This window comes from Dyella sp. (genome assembly GCF_035277725.1).
Taxonomy (GTDB): Bacteria; Pseudomonadota; Gammaproteobacteria; order Xanthomonadales; family Rhodanobacteraceae; genus Dyella_B.
Map to the genome: position 1 here is coordinate 1 of NZ_DATEJY010000248.1, position 6,549 is coordinate 6,549.

Here is a 6,549-nt window from a genome sequence, read left to right on the forward strand (position 1 = left end):
GCCGGTCACGTCGGCGCGCACGTGCTGGGTTCGGTGGCGGTGGGTGCGAGCATCTGGTCGCTGGCGATCGTCAGTGGCATCGGCATGATGATGGCGGTGCCGCCGTCGGTCTCGCAGCTCGATGGTGCGGGTCGCCGTCACGAAGCGGGCGACGTCTTTCATCAGGCGCTGTGGTTGGCGCTGGCGATGGGCGTCGTGTTGTGGTTTTTGGTGCGCCACGCCGAACCGCTGATCAAGCTGATCGGCGTGTCGCCCAGCTTGTATACCGACGTGGGCGAATTCCTGCGTGCGATCAGTTGGGGCGCGCCCGCGCTCACCTGTTACTTCGCGTTGCGCGGCTTGTCCGAAGGTTTGTCGATGACGCGGCCTTCGATGTATTTCAGTTTTGGCGGCCTGGCGCTGCTGCTGCCGCTCGGCTACGTCTTCATGTTCGGCAAGCTGGGTTTGCCGCCACAGGGCGCGCGCGGTTGCGGCATCGCCACCGCGATGGTGCTGTGGATCGAGATGCTTTCGTTCGGCATCTATATCGCCTTGCATCGCAACTACAAAGGGCTGGGCCTGTTCACGCATTTCGCATGGCCGGATTTCAAGCGCATCGGCCAACTGGTGCATATCGGTCTGCCGATGGCGATCACCTTGCTGGCCGAAGGCGGCCTGTTCGTTGCCGCAGCGTTGCTGATCGGCACCATGGGCGAAGACATGGTGGCCAGCCATCAGGTGGCGTTGAACGTGGCGGCGCTGTTCTTCATGGTGCCGCTCGGCCTGGCGATGGCAATCACCGTGCGTGTGGGCAATGCGGTGGGGCGCGGCGATCCCACCGGCATCCGCTATGCCGGTTTCTGCGGAATAGGGCTTACGCTGGTGACGCAGGCGGTGTCGGCGGGCTTGATGCTGGGTTTCCCGCACCTGATCGCGTCGCTCTACACCCATGACAAGACGGTGATTGCGCTGGCCGCGCAATTGCTGCTGCTGGCCGGATTGTTTCAGTTTTCCGACGGCATCCAGGTGGCCTCCAACGGCGCCTTGCGCGGGCTGAAAGACACACGCGTGCCGATGGCGATCACGCTGTTCGCATACTGGGGCGTGGGCATGCCAGTGGGATGGTGGTTGGCTTTCCACCACGGGCTGGGTGCGCGCGGCATCTGGGTGGGCCTGATCGCCGGCTTGAGCATGGCGGCCCTGCTGCTGTTCGTGCGTTTCTGGCGCAGTTCCTATCGGCATCAACCCGGGACGTTTGGCCCTGTTGCCGCGACGGCGGCGGATGCCACGATCTCCTCGTGATCCGTGTAGGCTGGGATGCAGTCCCAGCATTCGCCACGTTGCGAGCAAGCTGGGATTGGCATCCCGGCCTACTCACCACCTAAGGACCTCAAAGCGTTTATGAGTACACCACCGCCCCTGGGCCGCTCACGGCAACCGAATGGATTCCTCGCCTTCCTGCGCGTACTCGGGCGCGGCCTCAATATCGTGCGGCTGATCATTCTCAACGTGGTGTTCTTCACGTTCCTCGGCCTGTTCGTGCTGATGCTGGTGGCGATCGGCGCCGCCAAGCACATCAACGACATCCAGGACAGCAGCGTGCTGGTGCTGCGGCCGGAAGGGCGGCTGGTGGAGCAATACAGTGTCAGCCCGCTGCAACGCGCGGCATCCAAATTGTCCGGCGACGAAGCGAAGGAAGTGCAAGTACGCGACCTGGTCAATGCCATCGACGCGGCAGCCAAGGATTCGCGCATCACGCGCATCCTGCTCGATCCCAGCCATTTGCAAAGCGGCGGTTTTGCCGCCCTGACGGAAGTCGGCGCGGCGCTCGATCGCTTCCGCGCCGCCGGCAAACCGGTGATTGCCTGGGGGCCGGAGCTCGATCAATACCAATACATTCTCGCCGCGCATGCCGATCGCGTACTGCTGGATCCGCAGGGCGGCCTGTTCATTACCGGCCTTTCCAACTACCGCCTGTTCTACAAGGATCTCCTCGACAAGCTGGGCGTGAACGTCTACCTGTTCCGCGTCGGCCAGTTCAAGAGTGCGGCGGAACCTTTCATCCTCGATCACGCATCGCCAGAGGCCAAGGAAGCCGATAGCTACTGGATGGGCGGGTTGTGGGACGAATACATCAATGATGTCGCGAAGCTGCGCAAGCTCGATCCCGCCACGGTGCGCGCGGACATCGACGACCTGCCTGATCGCCTCCCCACGGCGCAGGGCGATCTCGCCAAGCTGGCAGTGGATGAACATCTGGTCGATGGCCTGGCCACGCGCGAAGAATTGATCGACATGCTGCGCAAGCAAGGCGTGCCTGCCGGCAAGGATGGTCACGGTATCCGCGGCGTTGCGCTGGATGGTTATGCCGCTGCCATGCCCAGCCGCGACAAGACGGGCGCCGATGCCGTCACCGTGGTAGTGGCGGAAGGCGACATTACCGGCGGCAAGCAGCAGCCTGGCTCGATCGGTGGTGAATCCACCGCGGCGTTGATTCGCAGCGCGCGCGAAAACAAGCGCACCAAGGCGCTGGTGCTGCGCGTGAACTCGCCCGGCGGCGAAGTGTATGCAGCGGAAGAAATCCGCCGCGAGGTGGAGCTCACGCGCAAGGCCGGCATTCCCGTGATCGTGTCGATGGGCGATGTTGCTGCCAGTGGCGGTTACTGGATATCGATGAACGCGAACGAGATCTACGCCGAGCCCAACACCATCACCGGTTCCATCGGCATCTTCGGTATGTTCTTCACCGTGCCGGGCACGTTGAGCAAGCTTGGCATCACCAGCGACGGCGTGAGTACGGCGCCCTTGGCAGGCGCCTTCAACATCACCCGTCCGCTCGATCCGAAAGTCGGCACGGTGATCCAGTCGATCATCAACAAGGGCTATCACGATTTCGTCGGCGGCGTGGCGCAGGCGCGCGGTAAGGATTACGCCGCCATCGATGCGATCGCACAGGGCCGCGTGTGGACCGGCAGCCAGGCACAGCAGCGCGGCCTGGTGGATCAGCTTGGTGGGCTCGATGCGGCTATTCAAAAAGCCGCTGACCTGGCGAAACTCGGCAAGGATTACGCCGTGCGCTATCAGGAACAGCCGATGGGTGCGTTCGAGCGTTTCATGCTGAGCTTCAACCAATCGGCCATGGTGGCCGGCTTGCAGTCTTACGGCGTGCGCTTGCCGAGCTGGGTTGCGCAATTGCCGATGCTGGCACCGGAACTGCAAATGCTGCGCACGGCGCAGGCTGGGCATATCAACGTCTATTCGTATTGCTTCTGCTCGGCGCGCTGAATCGCGTGATCGCGTAGGTTGGGGTGAGCGGAACGCGAACCCCAACATTTCCAGATGCCTGCCACGTTGGGGTTCGGCTGCGCCTCACCCCAACCTACGCCTGATACCCGTCGCCCCGGCGCAGGCCGGGGCCCAGCGTCTTTGCTTTTGATGCACCTCAAAAGTCGCTCGGCCCCGACCTGCGCCGGGGCGACGAATTCAGGGTGCGCACAATCCACGCCACCAGGCAACCGCTTCATCGGCAATCGCATCCACCGCCCGAGTCGCATCCACGGCGAACACCAACGGCTCGCCATCCGGCACTTCCAGATCACGAAACTGGCTATCCACCAGCGAAGCCGGCATGAAATGTCCAGCACGATGCGCCACGCGCTCTCTTGCTTGCGCAGGCGTCAATGCCAGAAAAACAAAACCAAGCTCAGGCACCGCAGCACGCAACGTATCGCGGTAACGCCGCTTGAGCGCAGAACAGGTCACCACCACACGCTCCCATGTAGCGAGCCGAGCAGCGATTTCTTGCGCCAGATGCTCCAGCCATCCTTGCCGGTCTTCATCCGTCAACGCAATGCCCGTACTCATCTTGCGAACATTTTCCGGTGGATGAAACGCATCACCTTCGATGATGCACGCACCTGTGCGCTCGCCAATGGCCGCGGCAATGGTCGATTTGCCACAACCGGTCACGCCCATGATGACGATGGCACGCATCACGCCCATCTCCCGGTGCGGAAGATGGGCGGGCGTTTGCAGGGGAAGCTGGTGGTATCGCGTGCGTGCATGGATTTGATTTTTGCACGCTATGAAAAATCAGGCGAGTTGGTTTTCTTGTCCTTATCCCGCCTGAGCCGCGTAGGCTGGGATGCCGATCCCAACACCGTCATGCCGCGGAAAAGCTGGGATTGTCACCCCAGCCTACGCTTCAATCAGGCCGCTATTTCTTCTTGTTCAGTGACTGCCACCGGCAAGCGGATCAGGTAATCGAAAGCACTCAACGATGCCTTCGCGCCATCGCCCATGGCGATCACGATCTGCTTGAACGGCGTGGTGGTTACGTCGCCTGCGGCAAACACGCCCGGCATCGACGTCCTGCCATGCGCATCCACTTCGATCTCGCCGCGCGGCGACAGCTTCACCGTGCCCTTCAACCATTCCGTGTTGGGCAGCAGGCCGATCTGCACGAACACACCTTCCAGCTGCACCTGCTGGCTCTGGCCGTTGCTGCGATCGGTATAGTTCAAGCCAGTGACCTTGTTGCCGTCGCCGACCACTTCCGTGGTTTGCGCGCTCACGATGACCTTTACGTTCGGTAGGCTGCGCAGCTTGCGTTGCAGTACTTCATCCGCGCGCAGCTTGCTGTCGAACTCCAGCAGCGTGACATGATCCACGATGCCGGCCAGATCGATCGCCGCTTCCACGCCGGAGTTGCCGCCACCGATCACTGCCACGCGCTTGCCCTTGAACAGCGGGCCATCGCAGTGCGGGCAATAGGTGACACCCTTGTTGCGGTATTCCTGCTCGCCCGGCACGTTCATGTTGCGCCAGCGCGCGCCGGTGGAAAGGATCACCGTTTTCGCCTTCAGCGATGCGCCGCTGGCCAGGCGCACTTCGATCAGGCCGCCTTCTTCCTTGGCCGGAATCAATTGCTCGGCGCGCTGCAGGTTCATCACGTCGACGTCGTATTCGTGCACGTGTTGTTCCAGCGATGCGGCGAGCTTCGGGCCTTCGGTGTACGACACCGAGATGAAGTTCTCGATCGCCATCGTATCCAGCACCTGACCGCCAAAGCGTTCGGCGGCGACGCCGGTGCGAATGCCTTTGCGCGCCGAATAGATCGCCGCTGCGGCACCGGCCGGGCCGCCACCCACCACCAGCACTTCGAAGGGTGCCTTGGCGTTGAGCTTTTCCGCATCGCGCATCGCGGCGCCGCTATCCAGGCGGCCGACGATCTGCTCGATCGACATGCGGCCCTGGTCGAACGGCTGGCCGTTGAGGAACACCGTCGGCACCGCCATCACCTGGCGCTCGTTCACTTCGTTCTGGAACAGCGAGCCATCGATCGCGACATGCTTGATGTTCGGATTGAGCACGCTCATCAGGTTCAGCGCCTGCACCGTATCCGGGCAGCTATGGCAGCTGAGCGACATGAAGGTCTCGAACACAAATTCGCCTTCCAGATTGCGCACCTGTTCGATCAGTTCCGGTTCCACCTTGGGCGGATGGCCGCCGACCTGCAGCAGTGCCAGCACCAGCGAGGTGAATTCATGGCCGAGCGGGATGCCGGCGAAGCGCACGCTGACGTCGGTACCGCTGCGCGTGATGGCAAAGGATGGCTTGCGCGTTTCGTTACCGTTGGTGCGCAGCGAGACCTTGGGCGACAGCGATTCGATATCGCGCAACAGCCCCAGCAGTTCCTGCGACGTAGCGCTTTCATCGACAGAGGCAACCAGCTCGATCGGATGGGTCACCCTTTCGAGATAAGCCCTGAGTTGTTCTTTCAGATCGTTGTCCAGCATGGCGCTTCTCCGTCAAAAGCCTGAGTTTGGAGCAGGCGCCGCCCGCATCCGATGCAACATGGATGGGTGGCGTCTGCTCGAGGTATAGGGTGCGGGCCCGGTGGGAGGGGGAGGGGGTACCGGGCCCGCAGGCGATCACCCGTTGCGGGGATCGCCAAAACTTGCACTTAGATCTTGCCGACCAGGTCCAGCGACGGCTTCAGCGTGGCGGCGCCTTCCTTCCACTTGGCCGGGCACACTTCACCCGGGTGGGAAGCGACGTATTGCGCAGCCTTCACCTTGCGCAGCAGCTCGCTGGCGTCGCGGCCGATGCCGTTGTCGTGGATTTCGCACACCTTGATCACGCCTTCGGGATTGATCACGAAGGTGCCGCGCAGCGCCAGGCCTTCTTCTTCGATCATCACCTCGAAGTTGCGGGTCAGTGCGCCGGTCGGATCGCCCACCAGCGGGTACTGCACCTTCTTGATCGCGTCGGAGGTGTCGTGCCATGCCTTGTGCGCGAAATGTGTGTCGGTGGAAACACCGTAAATCTCAACGCCCAGCTTCTGGAACTCGGCGTAATGGTCGGCCAGGTCTTCCAGCTCGGTCGGGCACACGAAGGTGAAGTCGGCGGGGTAGAACACCACCACGGACCACTTGCCCTTCAGCGAAGCCTCGGTCACATCGATGAACTTGCCATCCTTGTATGCGGTGGCCTTGAACGGTTTGATTTCGGTGTTGATCAGCGACATCTGCTTTTCTTCCGTTGAGTGGTTGGTAAGGGGATTGGTTT

5 protein-coding genes are annotated in these 6,549 nt (G+C 62.2%); 2 read left to right on the forward strand and 3 right to left on the reverse strand.

All coding sequences use genetic code 11. The annotated features are described in order from the left end of the window. Window positions 1-1,281 (forward strand): MATE family efflux transporter (locus VJR68_RS20150; RefSeq protein ID WP_324150549.1); only part of this gene is annotated, 1,281 nt, incomplete at its 5' end. Between the two features lie 99 nt (window positions 1,282-1,380). Next, window positions 1,381-3,264 (forward strand): signal peptide peptidase SppA, encoded by a 1,884-nt coding sequence (gene sppA, locus VJR68_RS20155; protein WP_324150551.1) that lies wholly within the window; start codon window positions 1,381-1,383, stop codon window positions 3,262-3,264. Window positions 3,265-3,462: 198 nt separating this feature from the next. Here the strand turns inward: sppA and VJR68_RS20160 are convergent, their stop codons facing one another. From VJR68_RS20160 to ahpC, 3 genes are all read right to left on the reverse strand, one after another. Beyond that, window positions 3,463-3,972, reverse strand: a complete 510-nt coding sequence (locus VJR68_RS20160) for a gluconokinase (protein ID WP_324150553.1) — start codon at window positions 3,970-3,972, stop codon at window positions 3,463-3,465. Between the two features lie 215 nt (window positions 3,973-4,187). Then, entirely contained in the window at window positions 4,188-5,777 is a 1,590-nt protein-coding gene (ahpF, locus tag VJR68_RS20165; protein ID WP_324150554.1) for an alkyl hydroperoxide reductase subunit F, read from the reverse strand. Between the two features lie 167 nt (window positions 5,778-5,944). Next, window positions 5,945-6,508, reverse strand: coding sequence for an alkyl hydroperoxide reductase subunit C (gene ahpC / locus VJR68_RS20170; protein ID WP_324150555.1), 564 nt, complete (start codon window positions 6,506-6,508; stop codon window positions 5,945-5,947). Window positions 6,509-6,549 lie beyond the last annotated feature (41 nt).

What these genes read in the sequence shown, in the direction of transcription:
- sppA (WP_324150551.1), top strand. Translation starts at nt 1,381, where the DNA reads ATGAGTACACCACCGCCCCTGGGCCGCTCACGGCAACCGAATGGATTC.
- VJR68_RS20160 (WP_324150553.1), bottom strand. Translation starts at nt 3,972, where the DNA reads ATGCGTGCCATCGTCATCATGGGCGTGACCGGTTGTGGCAAATCGACC.
- ahpF (WP_324150554.1), bottom strand. Translation starts at nt 5,777, where the DNA reads ATGCTGGACAACGATCTGAAAGAACAACTCAGGGCTTATCTCGAAAGG.
- ahpC (WP_324150555.1), bottom strand. Translation starts at nt 6,508, where the DNA reads ATGTCGCTGATCAACACCGAAATCAAACCGTTCAAGGCCACCGCATAC.